General features: G+C 62.9%; 15 protein-coding genes. 2 read left to right on the forward strand and 13 right to left on the reverse strand.

Going from position 1 to position 18,951, the window contains the following annotated elements; all coding sequences use genetic code 11:
- Positions 1-156: 156 nt before the first annotated feature.
- Positions 157-1,422: a stationary phase inducible protein CsiE gene (gene csiE, locus ACOWVD_RS22610; protein WP_197763918.1), complete on the forward strand. Its 1,266-nt coding sequence runs from the start codon at positions 157-159 to the stop codon at positions 1,420-1,422.
- Here the strand turns inward: csiE and ACOWVD_RS22615 are convergent, their stop codons facing one another.
- Positions 1,423-2,568, reverse strand: coding sequence for a 3-phenylpropionate MFS transporter (locus tag ACOWVD_RS22615; RefSeq protein WP_048325178.1), 1,146 nt, complete (start codon positions 2,566-2,568; stop codon positions 1,423-1,425). It lies immediately after the preceding gene.
- Between the two features lie 156 nt (positions 2,569-2,724).
- Positions 2,725-3,978 (reverse strand): serine hydroxymethyltransferase, encoded by a 1,254-nt coding sequence (gene glyA, locus ACOWVD_RS22620; protein WP_004941389.1) that lies wholly within the window; start codon positions 3,976-3,978, stop codon positions 2,725-2,727.
- Between the two features lie 357 nt (positions 3,979-4,335).
- On the opposite strand from glyA, the gene hmpA reads away from it, so the two are divergent.
- Complete coding sequence (hmpA, locus tag ACOWVD_RS22625; protein WP_049242175.1) at positions 4,336-5,526, forward strand: NO-inducible flavohemoprotein; 1,191 nt, start codon at positions 4,336-4,338, stop codon at positions 5,524-5,526.
- A 37-nt stretch (positions 5,527-5,563) separates the two neighbouring features.
- Here the strand turns inward: hmpA and ACOWVD_RS22630 are convergent, their stop codons facing one another.
- The 11 genes from ACOWVD_RS22630 to ACOWVD_RS22680 all read right to left on the reverse strand — a co-directional run bounded on the left by ACOWVD_RS22630 (position 5,564) and on the right by ACOWVD_RS22680 (position 18,947).
- Positions 5,564-6,748 carry a c-type cytochrome gene (locus ACOWVD_RS22630; protein WP_197799213.1) on the reverse strand — a complete coding sequence of 395 codons (1,185 nt, stop codon included), beginning with the start codon at positions 6,746-6,748 and terminating at the stop codon, positions 5,564-5,566.
- On the reverse strand, positions 6,745-8,655 hold the full coding sequence (locus ACOWVD_RS22635; protein WP_197763919.1) for an NAD(P)/FAD-dependent oxidoreductase: 1,911 nt from the start codon (positions 8,653-8,655) through the stop codon (positions 6,745-6,747). The genes ACOWVD_RS22630 and ACOWVD_RS22635 overlap by 4 nt, the downstream gene beginning before the upstream one ends.
- A gap of 85 nt (positions 8,656-8,740) precedes the next feature.
- Entirely contained in the window at positions 8,741-10,165 is a 1,425-nt protein-coding gene (gene patD, locus ACOWVD_RS22640; protein ID WP_049186757.1) for an aminobutyraldehyde dehydrogenase, read from the reverse strand.
- 35 nt (positions 10,166-10,200) lie between these two features.
- Positions 10,201-11,007, reverse strand: a complete 807-nt coding sequence (locus ACOWVD_RS22645) for an ABC transporter permease (protein WP_004941378.1) — start codon at positions 11,005-11,007, stop codon at positions 10,201-10,203.
- Complete coding sequence (locus tag ACOWVD_RS22650) at positions 10,997-11,941, reverse strand: ABC transporter permease (RefSeq protein WP_015378789.1); 945 nt, start codon at positions 11,939-11,941, stop codon at positions 10,997-10,999. The genes ACOWVD_RS22645 and ACOWVD_RS22650 overlap by 11 nt, the downstream gene beginning before the upstream one ends.
- A gap of 1 nt (position 11,942) precedes the next feature.
- Positions 11,943-12,971, reverse strand: coding sequence for an ABC transporter ATP-binding protein (locus tag ACOWVD_RS22655; protein ID WP_019452336.1), 1,029 nt, complete (start codon positions 12,969-12,971; stop codon positions 11,943-11,945).
- 53 nt (positions 12,972-13,024) lie between these two features.
- Entirely contained in the window at positions 13,025-14,179 is a 1,155-nt protein-coding gene (gene ydcS, locus ACOWVD_RS22660; protein WP_019452335.1) for a putative ABC transporter substrate-binding protein YdcS, read from the reverse strand.
- 73 nt (positions 14,180-14,252) lie between these two features.
- Positions 14,253-15,716: a gamma-aminobutyraldehyde dehydrogenase gene (locus ACOWVD_RS22665; RefSeq protein WP_033639607.1), complete on the reverse strand. Its 1,464-nt coding sequence runs from the start codon at positions 15,714-15,716 to the stop codon at positions 14,253-14,255.
- Positions 15,717-15,831: 115 nt separating this feature from the next.
- Positions 15,832-16,755, reverse strand: a complete 924-nt coding sequence (locus tag ACOWVD_RS22670; protein WP_015378793.1) for a LysR substrate-binding domain-containing protein — start codon at positions 16,753-16,755, stop codon at positions 15,832-15,834.
- A gap of 219 nt (positions 16,756-16,974) precedes the next feature.
- A complete protein-coding gene (gene glnB / locus ACOWVD_RS22675) occupies positions 16,975-17,313 on the reverse strand; it encodes a nitrogen regulatory protein P-II (protein ID WP_004847623.1) in 339 nt (112 codons plus the stop codon).
- An 11-nt stretch (positions 17,314-17,324) separates the two neighbouring features.
- Entirely contained in the window at positions 17,325-18,947 is a 1,623-nt protein-coding gene (locus ACOWVD_RS22680; protein ID WP_049242185.1) for an NAD+ synthase, read from the reverse strand.
- Positions 18,948-18,951 lie beyond the last annotated feature (4 nt).

The raw sequence follows: 18,951 nt of genomic DNA on the forward strand, positions 1-18,951 counted from the left end.
AACGTAACACAAATAACTGCCGAACGGCCCGCCTCTCCCGGCGATATTTGTGACGAAAGTTGTAAGCCGAAGTAAAAGCCGCGCTGTCATCCTGACGTTACAAAGCCTTTTGCTATGCTTAGGCATAATCGCAACCTTTTATGCCGGAAGGTGATAATGAGCCTGGACACCTCTCCCGTGCCCGAGCTCTCCGGACAACAACGGCGCTGTCATCTGCTGCTGATGCTGTACACGCCGGAGCCCGAGTTACAGCTGGAGACCTTAAGCCGAATCAATGGCGTCGCCCCCCCGATAACCCGGCAAGATATAGCCGAGGTGGCCAGTGAAATCCAGCGTTTCCATCACCTGGAGATCGCCGTCGATCCCGACCATGGCTACCAACTGCGGGGCAGCGCGCTCGACCAACGCCTGTGCCTGATCCATTGGCTGCGGCGGGCCCTGCGCTGCAGCCCGCAGTTCGTCGAAAGCGACTTCGCCCCGCGCCTAAGGCAAGCGCTGGCGGCCGATGCCGGGTCGACATCGCTGTTGGCCCGGGCGCTCGACGCCTGCGAGCCGCTGCTCAACCGCCGTTTCGATGCACGCGACCGCCAATTTCTGCAGCATTACCTGCTCTACTGCGCCTGGCAAAATCGCCTGCAGCAGCATCCGCGTTTCGACGCCGTTCAGCGCGACTGGCTGCGGCAAAAGCCGGAACAGCAAGCCGCCGCCTGGCTGCATCAGGCCTGCAACCGGCTGTTTAACCAGCCGCCGCAGGCGGACGAGCGCGATTTTTTGGCGCTGACCTTCACCCTGTTGAAAAATCACAGCTACCACAGCAATGACTCGGCGCAAGAGCAGCGGTTGATGGCGGCGATCGGCAGCATGGTCGAGCGCTTCCAGCAGCTTTCCGACATGGCCTTCAGCAACCAGGCGGAGCTGGTCAGCCAGCTGTTCGCCCACCTGGCGCCGGCGCTGGAGCGCTGCCGTTTCGCCATCGGCATCGACAATATGCTGCTGGAAGACGTGGTGCGCAAATACCCGCGGCTGATGCGCACCACGCAGGAAGCGCTGAAACAGCTGGAGCAGGAGTACGGCGTGCATTTTTCCAACGAGGAGGCGGGCCTGGTGGCCATCAGCTTCGGCGCCTGGCTGATGCAGGACAACGCGCTGCAGGAAAAACAGGTGCTGTTGCTGACGCTGGACAACCCGCAGCTGGAAGAGGAGGTGGAATACCAGATCCGCGAGCTCACGCTGCTGCCGCTGAACATCAAGTATCTGCCGCTGAGCGACTATCTGCGCGGCGGCGCGCCGCAGGGCGTCACGCTGGTGATCACCCCTTATGCGGCGGTGCACAACGATCCGCACCCGCCGCTGATCTATACCGAACTGCCGCTGGAAACCCGGCAGCGCCAGGCCATTCGCGCGCTGCTGGAAGCGCCTTAATCAACGGCTGACGCTGACCGCCGGCGGCCGGATGAACAAAGCCGGCACCGCGACCGCCGCCATCACCCAGAATACCCCGCCCTGCCAATGTTCGAACAGGAACCCGGCAATCACCGTCATGACGGCGATACCGCCGCCCATCGCCAACGCCGAATACACCGCCTGCAGCCGGATCACCTCTTGCCCCTGGCGCGCGGCGATAAAGCGCATCGCCGCCAGATGGCAGACGGTGAAGGTGCCGCAGTGCAGGATTTGGATCAGCAGCAGCCAACCCAGCTCGGTGCTGTAGGCCATCAGGCTCCAGCGCAGCACGCCGCAGCAGGCGGAAAGCAGCAGCAGGTTGCGCGCATTCCAGCGGCGGAACAGCACGTTGCTGCTGGCGAAAATAATCACTTCCGCCACCACGCCCAGCGACCACAGATAACCGATGGTCGAGGCCGAATAGCCCGCCTCCTGCCAGTAAATGGAGCCGAAGCTGTAGTAGCCGGCGTGCGCCCCCTGCAGCAGCGTGACGCACAGCAGGAAGCGCCACACCGGCCCCTCTTTCAACAGCGCCCACAGCGAACGCTCGGCTCCGCCGTGCGTGCGCGCTTCGCCCTGCGGCATCACGCTCGGCTTCAGCAACATGCCCAGCAGCATCGCCAGCACGCTGAAGATCAGGCTGTAGAGAATGGCGTTATGGCCCCACACCGCCACCAGTTGCCCGGTCAGCGCCGAGCCGATGACGAACGCCAGCGAGCCCCACAGCCGCACCCGGCCATAGTCCATGCGGATTTGCTTTTGCCAGGTGGCGGCCAGCGCGTCGGTCAATGGCACCAGCGGCGAGAAGAACAGGTTGAACCCCGCTATCACCAGCATCAGCCAGCCCCAGCCGTTGCCGAAGCAGAAGCCAACCGCGAAAGCCAGGGTCAGCAGCGCCAGCAGGCGCAAGGCGGAGACCAGATGAGAGGGATCTTTAACGCGGGGAGCAATCAGTAAACTGCCGAGGAAGCGGGCCACCAAACCGGCGCCTAGCAACATGCCGATGGTTTCGGGCGCGATGCCCTCGCCTTTCAGCCACACGCCCCAGAACGGTAAGAAGATGCCGTAGGAAAAGAAGTAGGTGAAATAACTGAGCGCGAGCCAACGCGTGGATTGCAGAACCATGATCCCTCCGGTGTGAGGGCAATACTTTGACAGAGCTCACACCGGCCCGCAATCTTCATTCCACTTCAATGCGTTAGAGTGCCAGACAGCTCACAGTTTGCCGCAAGCGGCCATAAAAAAACCCGCCGCAGCGGGTTTTGTCAGGCGAAAGCGGGATTAGGCGTAAACCGGCAGGCGGGCGCAGATATCCAGCACTTTCTTCTTGGTGCGTTCGATGGTGGCTTCATCGTTGATGTTGTCCAGCACATCACAGATCCAACCGGCCAGTTCGCGCACGTCGGCTTCTTTGAAGCCGCGACGGGTCACGGCCGGGGTGCCGATACGCACGCCGGAGGTGACGAACGGGCTCTTCGGATCGTTCGGCACGCTGTTTTTGTTGACGGTGATGTTGGCGCGGCCCAGGGCGGCGTCAGCTTCTTTACCGGTCAGGTTTTTGTCGACCAGATCCAGCAGGAACAGGTGGTTATGGGTGCCGCCGGAGACCACTTTGTAGCCGCGCTGCAGGAACACTTCCACCATCGCCTTGGCGTTGACCGCCACTTGCTGCTGGTAAACCTTGAACTCAGGCTCCATCGCTTCTTTCAGCGCCACCGCCTTGCCGGCGATCACGTGCATCAGCGGGCCGCCCTGGCCGCCAGGGAACACGGCGGAGTTCAGCTTCTTGTACAGCTCTTCGTCGCCGCCCTTCGCCAGGATCAGGCCGCCGCGCGGGCCCGCCAGGGTTTTGTGGGTGGTAGTGGTGACGATGTGCGCGTGCGGCACCGGGTTCGGGTACACGCCGGCGGCGATCAGGCCGGCCACGTGCGCCATGTCGACGAACAGATAAGCGCCGATGCTGTCGGCGATTTCGCGCATTTTGGCCCAGTCAACCACGCCGGAGTAGGCGGAGAAGCCGCCGATGATCATTTTCGGCTTGTGGGTTTGCGCCTGCTTGGCCAGATCGTCATAGTCGATTTGACCTTTGTCGTCGATGCCGTAAGGCACCACGTTATACAGTTTGCCGGACAGGTTAACCGGGGAACCGTGGGTCAGGTGGCCGCCGTGCGCCAGGTTCATGCCCAGAATGGTGTCGCCCGGCTGCAGCAGCGCGGTGTAAACGGCGAAGTTAGCCTGGGAGCCGGAGTGCGGCTGCACGTTGGCGTAATCGGCGCCGAACAATTCTTTGGCGCGGTCGATAGCCAACTGCTCAACGATATCCACGTATTCGCAGCCGCCGTAGTAACGCTTGCCCGGATAGCCTTCAGCGTATTTGTTGGTCAGCTGGGAACCCTGAGCCTGCATTACGCGCGGGCTGGTGTAGTTCTCAGACGCGATCAGCTCGATGTGCTCTTCCTGACGCACCACTTCCTGCTCCATGGCACGCCACAGTTCCGCATCGTAATCGGCAATGTTCATTTCACGCTTTAACATCCGGCATCTCCTGACTTAAATCAGCTAACTAAAAAATCACCAAATAACTACCCGTTTGGGGTCTGGGCCACAGTGTAAACCGTTTCGCCCTACCGAAGATAGGTCTTGACAGAGGTTTTTACGCAAACGATTGGCATAAGGCGGCGCAAGGCTTTGATCCGCGAAACGCTGCCGTTTATCAACGGACATTTCCTCATGCGAACAATGCGCTTTTTTCATGTTCTGTGAGCGCGATCGACGCCGGAAGAACACCGCAACGAAAACAAGGGTATTTACAAGCGGCGTGGAACCCAATAAGATGCATTTAAAATACATCATTAAAATTCTCGTCAAGATCCCAACCCAAGGAGCGCTCCCATGCTGGATAGCCAAACCATCGCCACCGTGAAATCCACCATCCCCCTGCTGGCAGCAACCGGGCCGAAGCTGACCGCCCACTTTTACGATCGCATGTTCGCCCACAACCCGGAATTGAAAGACATTTTCAATATGAGCAATCAGCGCAACGGCGATCAGCGTCAGGCGCTGTTCGACGCCATCTGCGCCTATGCCGCCAACATCGAGAACCTGGCGGCGCTGCTGCCGGCGGTGGAGCGCATCGCGCAGAAGCACACCAGCTTCAATATCCAGCCGGAGCAGTACAACATCGTCGGCGGCCACCTGCTGGCGACGCTGGACGAAATGTTCAGCCCGGGTCAGGAAGTGTTGGACGCCTGGGGCAAAGCCTACGGCGTGCTGGCCAACGTGTTTATTCAGCGTGAAGAGCAGATTTATCAGCAGAGCGAAACCGACAACGGCGGCTGGCGCGATCTGCGCGCATTCCGCATTCTGAAGAAGCAGCCGCAGAGCGACGTGATCTGCAGCTTCGTGCTGGCGCCGGTGGACGGCGGCCGGGTGGCGGACTTCAAACCGGGGCAATACCTGGCGGTCTACATCAAGCACGACAGTCTGGAACATCAGGAAATTCGCCAGTACTCGCTGACCACCTCGCCGAACGGCGAGTTCTACCGCATCGCGGTGAAGCGTGAAGATCAGGGTAAAGTGTCCAACTACCTGCACCAGCAGGCGCAGGAAGGCGACGTGATCGACATCGCCCCGCCGCACGGCGACTTCTTCCTCGACGTGACGCCGACCACGCCGGTGGCGCTGATCTCCGCCGGCGTCGGCCAAACCCCAATGCTCGGCATGCTCAACAGCCTGCACGACAGCCAACATCAGGCGCAGGTCCACTGGCTGCACGCGGCGGAAAACGGCAGCGTGCACGCCTTTGCCGAGGAAGTGGCGGATATTGCCGGGCGCATGCCGAATCTGAGCCGCCATGTGTGGTACCGCGAGCCGGGCGCCGATGACGTGGAAGGCCGCGACTACCACAGCCGCGGATTGATGGATTTGAGCGCGCTGCAAGGCAGCCTGGCCGATCCGCAAATGCACTATTACTTCTGCGGCCCGGTGGCCTTCATGCAGTTCGTGGGCAAACAGCTGTTGGAGATGGGCGTAGAGGCCGAACGCATCCACTACGAATGCTTCGGCCCGCATAAGGTGCTGTAATGCGTGCGGAGCGCGGCCGTCAGACCGCGCTCCCCCTTCATTTCTCCTGCAGTTGGCGCGCGTCCTGCACCTGCTGCACCGTCACCGGCGCCGCCTGGTTGCCCCAGCTTCCCCGCAGATAGCTCATCAGATCGGCCGCTTGACGATCGTTCAACGCCCAGCCATAAGCCGGCATGTCGAACGCCATCGCCCGTTGCGTGATCGGCGTATGCGCCCCTTCCAGCACCACCCGCAGCGCGGTCAGCGGATTATCCGCCGTTACCGTGGCATTGCCCGCCAGCGCCGGAATGGCGAAGTCGGTGCCCTCCCCTTTATTGCCGTGACAGGTCGAGCAGTACATCGCATAGGTCGCCTTGCCGCCCGAATTATCCGCCTGCGCAGCAGATGAGGCAGGTTTGGCGGCGGTGTCCGGCGCCAGGCTGCGCAGGTACACCGCGATGGCGTTCAGATCGCCGTCGCTGAGGTACTGCGTGCTGTGGGTCACCACCTCGCTCATTGGCCCGGCGACCGCCGCATGGCGGCTGCGGCCGGTTTTCAGCAGCGCCGTCACCTCTTCCGGCGGCAGGCCACGCAGATTGGAGGCGTACCAGCCGTCCAGCTCGGCGCCGCTCAGGAACACCGGTTCCTTGCCGTCCAGGCCCTTCTCCTGCATCGCCCAGCCGCGCGGCGTGTGGCAGCTGCCGCAATGGCCTGCGCCTTGCACCAGATAGGCGCCGCGGTTCCACTCGGCGCTTTGCTGCGGATCCGCCTGATACGGCTGGTCGTCGTGGAACAGCTGATTCCACACCGCCAGCGGCCAGCGCATCGACAGCGGCCAAGTGATATCGCTGTCGCGGTTGGCGACGTTCTGCGCCGGCACCTCGTTCATCAGATAGTCATACAGCGCGCGCATGTCTTCCGTGCTCATTTTGGCGTACGAGGTGTACGGCATCGCCGGATAAAGCCGGTGACCGTCTTTGGCGATCCCCTGACGCATGGCGCGATCGAACTCTTCGAACGAGTAAGCGCCGATGCCGTGCAGCTTGTCCGGCGTGATGTTGGTGGCGTAGATAACCCCGAGCGGCGTCGGGAACTTCATGCCGCCCGCCAATTCGGCGCCGCCCGGCGCGGTATGGCAGGCGGTGCAGTCACCGGCTTTGGCGACGTATTCCCCGGCCGACATCGCCTGGGCCGAGCCGCCGGCGGCCAACAGGCTCAACAGGTACAGCGAACGCAGACTCATGCTCCCTCCTTGGCGGCAACCTTGCCGTAGGCCAGTTCGTTAACCGCGCGCCACGCCTGATCGATCGCCGAGTTGGCGTACGGGCTCCAGTCGGCATCGGAGTTGGCGATAGCGATCTTGCCGATCGGCTGCCGCGCCGTTTCGATGATTTTCTTGGCTTCGTCTTCGTCGTCAAACAGCCCGTTGAGGAAGTAGGAGTAACCGTGCGACCAGCGGTTGACGGTGATCGCCTGAATGTCGCGCTGATGATCGAAACCGGCCTCGCCCAGCATGCCCTGCAGCTGTTCGCGGATCATCTGTTCGTGCACTTCGAACGGCGTGCCCAGCAGCAGCGCGCGCCCTTTGCGCGACTGTTCGCGCGTGCTAAGGCCGCTGCCCGGCAGCGTCGGCACATACACCATATGCAGGCCGATCGGCCGATCCGGATCGCGCGGGTGCTGATAGCCGCCCATGCTCACCGGATAGTCCAGCTTCACGCGGCTGTACGGCGCGGCCGGCGAATAGACCTCGTGCACGCCCAGCTTGATGAACGGCTGCCAGTTGCGGATCACCACCTTGCTGTACACCAGCGGCGCCTTGACGTTCTGCTTCAGCGCCTCCTGCTGCTGGTGCGCCATCTCCGGCACCAGATACGGGATCATCATGTTGTAGCCGGCCATCACCACCTGCCCGGCGCGTACTTTGGTCATCTTCTCGCCGGTCATGTAGGTGACTTCCACCTTGTCGCCGATGTTGGCCGCGTGCAGTCCGGTGCTGTTCAAACGCAGCTTCACCGGCGACTCCGGCCGATCGAGCTGGCTGTAGTCGAATTTAGCCAGCACCACATCGTTCATGTCCTTGCCGGCCGGCGCCACCGCCGGGATCAGCTGGCGCACCATCAGGCGCGCCAGCGTGGCGTTGCCGTCCGGGAAGTGGAACACGTAAGGATCGTCGAGATCCGCCTGCGACTCTTCGTCCAGCGGCGGCAGATTCATGCCGTTCAGGCCCGGCAGATCGCAAATGCGCGCATCGCTGCACGAGGTGCCATCGATGCCCACCGCCTGGAAATCGTTGGTGGTCTGCTGGAAATACCGGATCGCCAGCTCGCTCAGGCCCACCTTCTCGCGCAGGAACTGGGTGTAGCTGTGGGTGTCGAGCCATTCGACCTTCTGCTCCAGCGTCATCTCCGGCAGATAATCCTTCTCCACCGTGTGCAACGCGATCAGCGCCTGGCGATCGCTTTCCGGCAGCGGGAAATCGCCGATGAACGCTTCATAAGAGCGGCCGTTGAGGCGATCGCGCGGGATGTCGTCCGCCACCGTGCGGCCCGGATCGCCGCTCACCACCTTGTCGACGCCGAAGTTCTTGCGATCGAAGTAAACGCCGCGGCTCAAATTCAAATCCGGGTAGAAGGTGGTGTCGAAAGCCTGTTCCAGTTGGTCGATATCGACGCCGAGCTTGCGCAGCAGCCCCATCGCCACCGGGCTGAAGTTGGAGCGCGGCGACTGCAGCGATTCGCTGCCGCCGTAGCCGAGCAGCATGCCGTCGTCGCTGTTGAACTCGTTGCGCTTGGCGTGGCCGCCGAAGTCGTCGTGGTTGTCGATCAAAAGAATGCGCTGCTGCTCGCCCTTCAGCTGCTGCCAGAAACAGGCGGCCGCCAGCCCGCTGATGCCGGCGCCCACCACCACCAGATCGAACTCTTCAACGGCGGGCACGCTGCCGAAATCAAAGGTTTTGCCGTCGCGCCCCAGCTGGTGCGCATGCTCGAACGAGCCCGGATGGTTACCCCGCAGCCCGGTCAGCGCCGGCGGGTAGTACAGGGTTTGATTGGCGGTTTGCGGCGACGCGCGCAGGATTTGCAGCGGCGTCAACCCGGCGGCGATGGTGATCGCCACCCCGTTGAGAAAATCGCGTCTGGTGATACCCATATAGGCTTCCTTTCAATTTTTATTATCATCGGCCGGCCGGGGCCGGCCCAAAGGCCGCGCTATTGTGCGGATAATTATTGTAAAATCAATGTTTGAACATCACATGACGAATGGCCGTGTAATCCTCCAGCCCGTACATCGACATATCCTTGCCGTAGCCGGACAGTTTCTGGCCGCCGTGCGGCATCTCGCTTACCAGCATGAAGTGGGTGTTCACCCAGGTGCAGCCGTATTGCAGGCGGGCGCTTAAGCGATGCGCGCGGCCCACGTCGCGGGTCCACACGGACGAGGCCAATCCGTAGTTGGATTCGTTCGCCCAGGCCAGTACCTGCTCTTCGTCGTCAAACGGCGTCACCGTCACCACCGGGCCGAACACTTCGCGCTGCACGATCTCATCGTCCTGGCGCGCGCCGGCCAGCAGCGTCGGCTGGAAATAGTATCCCGGCCCCTTCACCTTCTCGCCGCCGGTGACCACCTGCACATGCGGCAACGCTTTGGCTCGCTCGACAAAACCGGCCACCCGCTCCAGATGCTGGGCGGTAATCAACGGCCCCAGCTCGGTGCTCTCGTCGTCCGGCGCGCCGATCTTCAGGCTGGCCACCGCCTCGCCCAGCCGCTTCACCAGCTCGGGATAAATGCTTTTCTGCGCGTAGATGCGGCAGGCGGCGGTGCAATCCTGGCCGGCGTTGTAGAACCCGAAGCCGCGAATGCCGTCCACCACCTGCTGCAGATCGGCGTCGTCGAACACCAGCACCGGCGCCTTGCCGCCCAGCTCCATATGGGTGCGCTTAATGCCGGCGGCGGTGTGTGCGATGATGTGCTCACCGGTGGCGATCGACCCGGTCAGCGACACCATGCGCACCTTGTCATGCCCGGTCAGCCGATCGCCGACGCTGGCGCCGCGCCCGAACAGCACGTTGAGCACGCCCGGCGGGAACAGCCCGGCGGCCAGTTCGGCCAATTTGAAGGTGGTCAGCGGCGTCTGCTCCGAAGGCTTGATCACCACGCAGTTGCCCGCCGCCAAGGCCGGCGCCAGTTTCCAGGCCGCCATCATCAGCGGGTAGTTCCACGGCGCGATCGAGGCCACCACGCCGAGCGGATCGCGGCGGATCATCGAGGTGTGCCCGGCCAGATACTCACCGGCCGCCATGCCGGTCAGGCAGCGGCTGGCGCCGGCGAAGAAGCGAAATACGTCGGCCACCGCCGGCAGCTCGTCGTTCAGCACGCAGTGATAAGGCTTGCCGCAGTTGAGCGACTCCAGCCTAGCGAAGGTCTCGGCATGCTCGTCGATCAGATCCGCCAGCTTGAGCAGATGCTCGGCGCGCTCCTTCGGCGTGGTTTGCCCCCAGGCGGCGAACGCGGCGTCCGCCGCCAGCACCGCACGATCGACCTGCTCCGGGCTGGCCTCCGCCACCTGCGCGATCACTTCGCCGGTCGCCGGGTTATACACCGGCTGGGTCGCGCCCTGGCCATTCACCAGTTGGCCGTCAATCAACAGTTGGCTTTGCATAGGGTTATCCTTTTGTCAGAGGTCGGGTAAGGAAATTATTTGCCGCTGCCGGCGACGCTTTCCCCACCTTTGGTCAGGTAGTAAGCGCCGAGGATCGGCAGCATGGTCAACAGCATCACCGACAGCGCCACCACGTTGGTGATCGGCACGTCGCGCGGGCGACCGAGCTGGTTCAGCAGCCACAGCGGCAGCGTGCGCTCGTGGCCGGCGGTAAAGGTGGTCACGATGATTTCATCGAACGACAGCGCGAACGCCAGCATGCCGCCGGCCAGCAGCGCCGAGCCGAGGTTCGGCAAGATCACGTAACGGAAGGTTTGCCAGCCGTCGGCGCCGAGATCCATCGAAGCCTCGATCAGGCTGTACGAGGTGCGGCGGAATCGGGCGATGACGTTGTTGAACACGATCACCACGCAGAACGTCGCATGGCCGACGACGATGGTCAGGATGCCCGGCTCGATGTTCAGCGCCTTGAACGCCGCCAGCAGCGCCAGGCCGGTGACGATCCCCGGCAGCGCGATCGGCAGCAGCAGCAGCAGCGAAATGCTGTCTTTGCCGAAGAAATCGCGCCGATACAGCGCCGCCGCCGCCAGGGTGCCGAGCACCAGCGCGATGGCGGTCGCCAGGCAGGCGATCTGCGCCGACAGCAGCACCGCATCGAGGATGTCCTGCCGCCCGGCGGCGACGTTGAACCAGTGCAGCGTAAAGCCCTTCGGCGGGAAGCTGAAGGCCGCGTCTTCGGTGTTGAAGGCGTAAATGGCGATGATCGCCAACGGGAAATGCAGGAAGACAAGTCCGCCCCAGGCGGCCAGCTTCAGCCCTAAGGGCGCGCGTTCAGAGTGCATCGAAAGCCCCCAGACGTTTGACGATGGAAAGGTAGATGGCGATCAGGACGATCGGCACCAGCGTAAAGGCCGCGGCCATCGGCATATTGCCGATCGCGCCCTGCTGGGCATAGACCATGCTGCCGATGAAATAGCCCGGCGGCCCCACCAGCTGCGGCACGATAAAGTCGCCCAGCGTCAGCGAAAAGGTGAAGATCGACCCGGCGGCGATGCCCGGCACCGCCAGCGGCAAAATGACGTGGCGGAAGGTCTGCGCCGGCCGGGCGCCCAGATCCGCCGAAGCGTGCAGCAGCGAGGGCGGCAGGCGCTCCAGCGCCGCCTGGATCGGCAGGATCATGAACGGCAGCCAGATATAAACGAACACCAGAAAACGCCCCAGCCCCGAGGTCGACAGCGTGTTGCCGCCGATGCCGGGCACCGTCAGCAGCGAAGCCAACAGCGGCTCCAGCCCCAGGTGCTGCAGAAACCACTGCGCCACGCCGTCTTTCGCCAGCAGCAGGGTCCAGGCATAGGCTTTGACGATATAGCTGGCCCACATCGGCATCATCACCGCGATGTAAAAGAACGCCTTGACGCGGCCGCTGGTATAACGCGCCATGTAATAGGCGATCGGGAACGCCAGTACCGCGCTGGCCAGCGACACCAGCACCGCCATGGTCAGCGTGCGCAGGATGATGTCGTAGTTGGCCGGGTTGAACAGCGCCGCCAGGTTGGCGAAGGTCAGATCCGGCGTCACCGCCATGGTGAAATCGTCGAAGGTGTAGAACCCCTGCCACAGCAGCGTCAGCAGCGAGCCGAGGTACACCGCGCCGAACCACAGCAGCGGCGGCACCAGCAGTAACAGCAGATACAGCGTCGGCCGGCGATAGAGCCAGGTCGACAGCGCGCGCACGCTACCGCCGCGCGCCGGGGGGGAATCGATGCTCATGTCCATCTCACCTCTCCTCCAGCAGCGGCACCATCGCCGCGCGCGGCCAGCAGGCGACGATCGGCTGGCCGATCTGACGCTGTTGCCCTGCGGCGATCCACTGTGGATTGGCCTGGCTGACCAGCAGCTTTTCGCCGCCGTTCAGCGCGATCTCATAGCGCGTGGCCGCGCCCTGGTAGTGGATTTCCTGCAGCGTGCCCTGCACCTGGATTTCGTCCTGCGCCGCGCCGCCTTGCTCCAGCAGGCGAATATGCTCCGGCCGGATCGAGAAGGTTCGGCTTTCGCCGAGCAGGCGCTGCGCCAGCTCGCTGCGCACCACGTTGGAGGTGCCGACGAACTCGGCGACGAACGGCGTCTTCGGCCGCATGTAAAGCTCGCGCGGCGTATCCACCTGCTCGATGCGGCCGTTATTGAATACCGCCACCCGATCGGACATCGACAGCGCTTCGCTTTGATCGTGGGTGACGAAGATAAAGGTGATGCCCAGCTGGCGCTGCAGCTTCTTCAGTTCGCCCTGCATCTGCTCGCGCAGCTTGAGATCCAGCGCGCCGAGCGGTTCGTCCAGCAGCAGCACCCGTGGCCGGTTGACCAGCGCGCGCGCCAGCGCCACGCGCTGCCGCTGGCCGCCCGACAGGTGCGCCGGCTTGCGTTCGGCGACGAAACCGAGCGCCACGCTCTCCAGCGCCTCTTGCGCCCGCGCCAGCCGCTCGCGTTTGGCGACGCCCTTCACCATCAGGCCGTAGGCGACGTTTTCCAGCACCGACATGTGCGGAAACAGCGCGTAATCCTGAAACACGGTATTCACGTCGCGCTGATACGGCGGCAGGTTGGCGGCTTCCTGGCCGTGAATGCGAATAGAGCCGGAAGTGAGCTGTTCAAAGCCGGCGATCAGGCGCAGGCAGGTGGTTTTGCCCGAGCCGGACGGCCCGAGCATGGAGAAGAATTCCCCGTCCTGAATATCGATGGATACCCGATCCACGGCGCGAACATCGCCGAAAGTCCGCGAAACATCGATGAATTGCACGGCAATGGTCATTTTCTGTGCTCCATACGGATGTAATTCGGGCGCAGCGGGCTGCGCCCCGCGGCTTAGCGGCCGCCCATGATGGCGATGTAATCCTGGGTCCAGCGGCTGTACGGCACGAACTTGCCGCCCTGCGCCTGCGGCGTTTTCCAGAAGGCGATTTTGTCGAACTGGTTGAAACCGTTGGTTTCGCAACCCTTCTCACCCAGCAGCGCGCTGGCCTTGCAGCCCGCCGGTGAAGCCGGCACCGACCCGAACCAGGCCGCCACGTCACCCTGCACCTTCGGCTCCAGCGACCAGTTCATCCACTGGTAGGCGCAGCTCGGGTGTTTGGCGTCGGCATGCAGCATGGTGGTGTCCGCCCAGCCGGTCACGCCCTCTTTCGGGAACACGGTGGCGATCGGCTGCCCTTCGCCCTTCAGGGCGTTGGCCTGATACGGCCAGGCGCTGGAGGCCACCACGCCTTCGTTTTTAAAGTCGCTCATCTGCACCGAGGTATCGTGCCAGTAGCGGTGGATCAGCGCGTGCTGGCTGCGCAGCAGCTTCAGCGCCGCCTGATACTGCTCTTCGTTGAGCTGGTAAGGATCGCTGATGCCGAGCTGCGGCTGGGTGGCCTTCAGGAACAGCGCCGCGTCGGCGATGTAGATCGGGCCGTCGTAAGCCTGCACCCGGCCCTGGTTGCTCTTGCCGTCCGGCAGGTTCTGCTGCTGGAAGATCACCGCCCAGCTGTCCGGCGGCGTCGGGAAGGTTTTGGTGTTGTACATCAGCAGGTTCGGCCCCCACTGGTACGGCGTGCCGTAGGTTTTGCCGTCCACGGTGTACCAGGCGCCGTTCAGCAGGCGCGGATCGATGTTCTTCCAGTTCGGGATCAGCGCGGTGTTGATCGGCTGCACCCGTTTGCCGAAGATCAGGCGCAGCGAGGCGTCGCCGGAGGCGGTCACCAGATCGTAGCCGCCCTTGGCCATCAGGCTGACCATTTCATCGGAGGTGGCGGCGGTCTTCACGTTCACCGCACAGCCGGTTTGCTTCTCAAACTGGGTGACCCAGTCGTAGTTTTTGTCGGACTGGCCGCGTTCGATGTAGCCGGGCCAGGCGATGATGTCCAGCCGGCCTTCGCCTTTGCCCAACGACTGCGGCAGATCGGCCGCCTGGGCCAGGCCGCACAGCACGGTGAGACAGAGCGCGGAGACGGTGGTGGTGACTGCGGTAGTTTTTCCCATCGTAATTACCCCTGTGTTGCTTATCGGTGTGCGGCAGGGAACGGCTGCCGCCTGATTTTTCTTGATATAACCGTTAGAAGCCGGCTTTGAACTTCGCCATAACGTGCCTGACAACGCTGTAATCCTGCAGCGAATCGCTGGACAGATCCTTGCCGTAGCCGGAGCGTTTCAGGCCGCCGTGCGGCATTTCGCTCGCCAAGGTGAAATGAGTGTTGATCCAGGTGCTGCCGTACTGCAGATGGGCGGCAATGTGCAGCGCCCGATCGATATTTTGCGTCCACACCGACGAGGCCAGCCCGTATTCCGAGTCATTGGCCCACGCGACCGCCTGCTCCAGGTGTTCGAAGCGCGTGACGCTGACCACCGGGCCGAACACCTCGCGCTGCACGATCTCGTCGCTTTGCAGGCAACCCGCCAGCAAGGTCGGCTGGTAGTAGAACCCCGGCCCGGAGTGCGCCGCGGCGCCGGTGATCAATTCGATATGCGGTTGGCTGAGCGCCCGCTCGACAAAACTGGCGACGCGATCGCGCTGGCGGGCACTTATCAACGGGCCGATCTCGTTGTCCTGATCGCGCTTGCGGGCGAAGCGCAGGCTGGCGACCGCTTCGCCCAGCGCGTCCACCAGTTTGGGATAGATGCCGGCCTGCGCGTAGATGCGGCAGGCGGCGGTGCAGTCCTGGCCGGCGTTGTAATAGCCGTAGGTGCGAATGCCGTTGACCACCTCGTCGAGATCGGCGTCGTCGCAAACGATCACCGGCGCCTTGCCCCCCAGCTCCAGATGGGTGCGCTTGACGCTTTTAGCCGCCGCCTGGAGGATTTTTTGCCCGGTGACGATATCGCCGGTGACCGACACCAGCCGCACCTGCGGGTGCCCCACCAGCTGGCTGCCGACCCCTTCACCGCCGCCATAGACGATGTTCAGCACGCCCGGCGGCAGGATCTCTTGCAGCGCAGGCACCAGCGCCAGAATGGTCAGCGGCGTATGTTCGGAGGGTTTAAACACCACGGTATTGCCCGCCGCCAACGCCGGCGCGATCTTCCACGCCGCCATCATCAGCGGATAGTTCCAGGGGGCGATCGAGGCCACCACGCCAATGGGATCGCGGCGGATCATCGAGGTGTGGCCCGGCACATACTCACCGGCCAGTTGCCCTTGCTGCGTGCGCACCGCGCCGGCAAAGAAGCGGAACACGTCGACCGCCGCCGGCAGATCGTCATTGAGCGCCTGATGCAGCGGTTTGCCGCAGTTGAGGGCCTCCAGCTGCGCCAGCTGCGGCGCCTGCCGCTCAATGGCGTCGGCGATACGCAGCAACAGCGTGGCGCGCTGGGCCGGCGTAGTGCGCGACCAATGGCCAAACGCCTGCTGCGCGGCTTTCACCGCGCTGCCGACCTGTGCCGCAGAGGCTTCGGTCAGGGCGATCAGCGTCTCGCCGTTGGCCGGATTGACGATGCACTCCTGCTGGCCTTCGCCGTCGATAAGCTGACCGTTAATGAACTGCTGACAGGACAAACCTGAGAGAACCTGCACATCCGCCATCGCCTGACGCCCCTAAGTGACAAAAACGTTAACCAAATGTGAATAAGTTAGTTTTAATCAGCCTAAGCGAGCCTCTGGCGGGCAACAAATTCTAAATACTGAACGACGCGTTCGATTAAATCGAATGCTTAAGCCCGGCGGCATGTTTGCTGCCGTTCTCGCGCGCGATGGTGAGGAACGGCGTCACCAGCTCCGGCCGCGCGCTGCCGCGCCGCCATGCCAACCCGATATCCAGCGGCTCCAGCAGATCGTCCAGCTTGCGCGCCTCGATCATGTTGCCCTCCAGCGACCAGGCGCGGTACGCCATATCCGGCTGGATGGAGACTCCCATCCCCGCCGCCACCAGGCTGCGCACCGCCTCGGTCGAGGCGGTCTTCATGGCGATCTCCGGCTTCAGCCCGGCGCGCGCCCAGATGCGCCGCGCGTGCACGTCCATTTCATCGGCGTTGAGCTGGATCAGCGGCTGTTTGGCCACGTCCGCCAGGCTGATGCTCTCGTGCTCCAGCAGCGGGTGCAGCGGCGGCAGCCACAGGCGATACGGCGAGTGCATCAGCACCTCGGTCTGCAGCGCGTCGCGGTCCTCGATGTTCGACAAGATCAGCACGCCGATGTCGATCTCGCCGCTGACCAGCAGATGCTCGATGTACGGGCGTTCGTCTTCAACCACCTGCACGGTGACATTGGGATAAGCCGATTTAAAGCGCGTGAGCAGTTCCACCAGGAAGTAACCGGCCACCAGGCTGGTGACGCCGATGGTCAGCTTGCCGGTCAGGCTTTCGGTGCCGATCTGCAGGCTGCGCTTGGCGTTGTCCACCGTCGCCAGGATCAGATACGACTGGCGCAAGAATTGGTGCCCCTGATGGGTCAGCGTCATGCCCTTGGCGTGGCGATCGAACAGCCGCACGCCGATCTCGGTTTCCAGCTGCTGGATCGCCAGCGTCAGCGAAGACTGGGAGACAAACACCGCCTGGGCGCCGGCGGAGATCGACCCGGTTTCCGCCACGGCGATGAAGTGGCGGATTTGGCGTAACGTCATCATGGGGGTGATTCCTCAAGCAAAAACATTGCGTTGAGTGTAGACGCCAGCCGTGAAGCGATCGGGAAAAGTGTCAAAAACGCGATAGCGTTCGCTTTTTTAGAATGCCCGCAGGCAAAAATGGGGGAAACGGCGAGGCGAAGAAGTGTGATGTACGGGGAGCAGAAATGACAAGGGCGCAGCATGCTGCGCCCTCCTGATGGCCGATGAACCTGCGGAGGATCAGATCGCTTCTTCGTCCTGCTCGCCGGTACGGATACGCACCACGCGCGCCACGTCGAAGACGAAGATTTTGCCGTCGCCGATCTTGCCGGTCTGCGCGGTTTGCATAATGGTTTCCACGCAGGTGTCGACGATGTCGTCGGCAACCACGATCTCGATCTTCACCTTAGGCAGAAAATCGACCATGTATTCGGCGCCGCGGTACAGCTCGGTGTGGCCCTTCTGGCGGCCGAAGCCTTTGACTTCGGTGACCGTCATGCCGGTGATGCCCACTTCGGCCAGCGCTTCGCGGACGTCATCCAGTTTGAACGGCTTGATAATCGCGTCGATCTTTTTCATCTTCTTTCCTTTTACCAATTTTTGCGGCCAAAACCGGATGTGATGGGGTAGCGGCGGTCTTTGCCGAAGTTACGGGCGGTGATGCGCGGCCCGACGGCGGCCTGACGCCGCTTGTATTCGTTGATGTCCACCAGGCGGATCACCTTGCGCACGATCGCTTCGTCGAACCCTTCGGCCACCAGATCGGCGACCGACTTGTCGCGCTCGACGTAGCCTTCCAGGATCGCATCCAGGATATCGTACGGCGGCAGGCTGTCCTGATCGACCTGATCCGGCGCCAGCTCGGCGGACGGCGGGCGATCGATCACCCGCTGCGGGATCACGTAGGAGACGGTGTTACGGTATTCAGACAGCTTGAACACCAGCGTTTTCGGCACGTCCTTCAGCACGTCGAAACCGCCGGCCATATCGCCGTACAGCGTGGCGTAACCGACCGCCATTTCGCTCTTGTTGCCAGTGGTCAGCACGATGCTGCGGCGCTTGTTGGACAGCGCCATCAGCACCACCCCGCGGCAACGCGCCTGCAGGTTCTCTTCGGTGGTGTCGCGTTCGGTGCCGGCGAACATCGGCGACAGCTGGCCCATAAAGGCGTCGAACATCGGTTCGATGGAGACGATATCGAACTCCACGCCGAGGATTTCCGCCTCTTCCTTGGCGTCGGCGATGCTGATATCCGCGGTGTAGCGGAATGGCATCATCAGCGCCTGCACCTTGTCTTTGCCCAACGCATCCACGGCGATCGCCAGCGTCAGCGCCGAGTCGATGCCGCCGGACAGCCCCAGCACCGCGCCTTTAAAGCCATTTTTGGTCACATAGTCGCGCACCGCCAGCACCAGCGCCTGGTACACCTGCGCCAGCTGCGGCAGCTCAGCGGCCGGATCGGCCATCGGCACCACATCCAGCTCGTTGAATTCCAGGCGGGTCACTTGCTCGTCGAAGGCCGCCAGACGGTGAGTCATGGTGCCGGCGGCGTCGAAGACCTTGGAGCAGCCGTCGAAGATCAGCTCATCCTGGCCGCCGACCTGGTTGAGGTACACCAGCGGCAGCTGAGTGCGCTGGCAGTGGCCGGCCATCAGCGTTTTGCGGATATACGGTTTTTCGCGATTATACGGTGAGGCGTTGATCGACAGGATAATCTCCGCGCCGGCCGCCTTGGCGGCGTCGATCGGCTCAGGGAACCACAGATCTTCGCAGATCAGCAGCCCCAGACGGTAGCCTTTCAATTGCACCACGCAGGTGTCGTTGCCGGCGTGGAAATAGCGCTTCTCATCGAACACGCCGTAGTTCGGCAGCTGCTGCTTGAAGTAGCGGGTCAGCAGGCGGCCTTCGGCGAACAGCGACAGCGCGTTGTACAGCTTGTCGCCTTCGCGCCACGGGTGGCCGACCAGGATCGCCGTCTCGGCGGAGGCCTGCTGCAGGCGCAGCAGCTGTGCATCGCAGCGCTGATAGAAATCATTGCGGTACAGCAGGTCTTCCGGCGGGTAGCCGGACAGCGCCAGTTCGCTGAACATGACCAGATCGGCTCCCGCCTTCTGCTGCTCCTGCACGATTTGCAACATGCGTTCGGTGTTGCCTTCAATGTCGCCGACCAGCAGGTTCAACTGGGCCAGGGCGATGGAAAGTGATCTGCTCATTTGT

Source organism: Serratia sp. SA088, assembly GCF_049065515.1.
Lineage (GTDB): Bacteria > Pseudomonadota > Gammaproteobacteria > Enterobacterales > Enterobacteriaceae > Serratia > Serratia nematodiphila.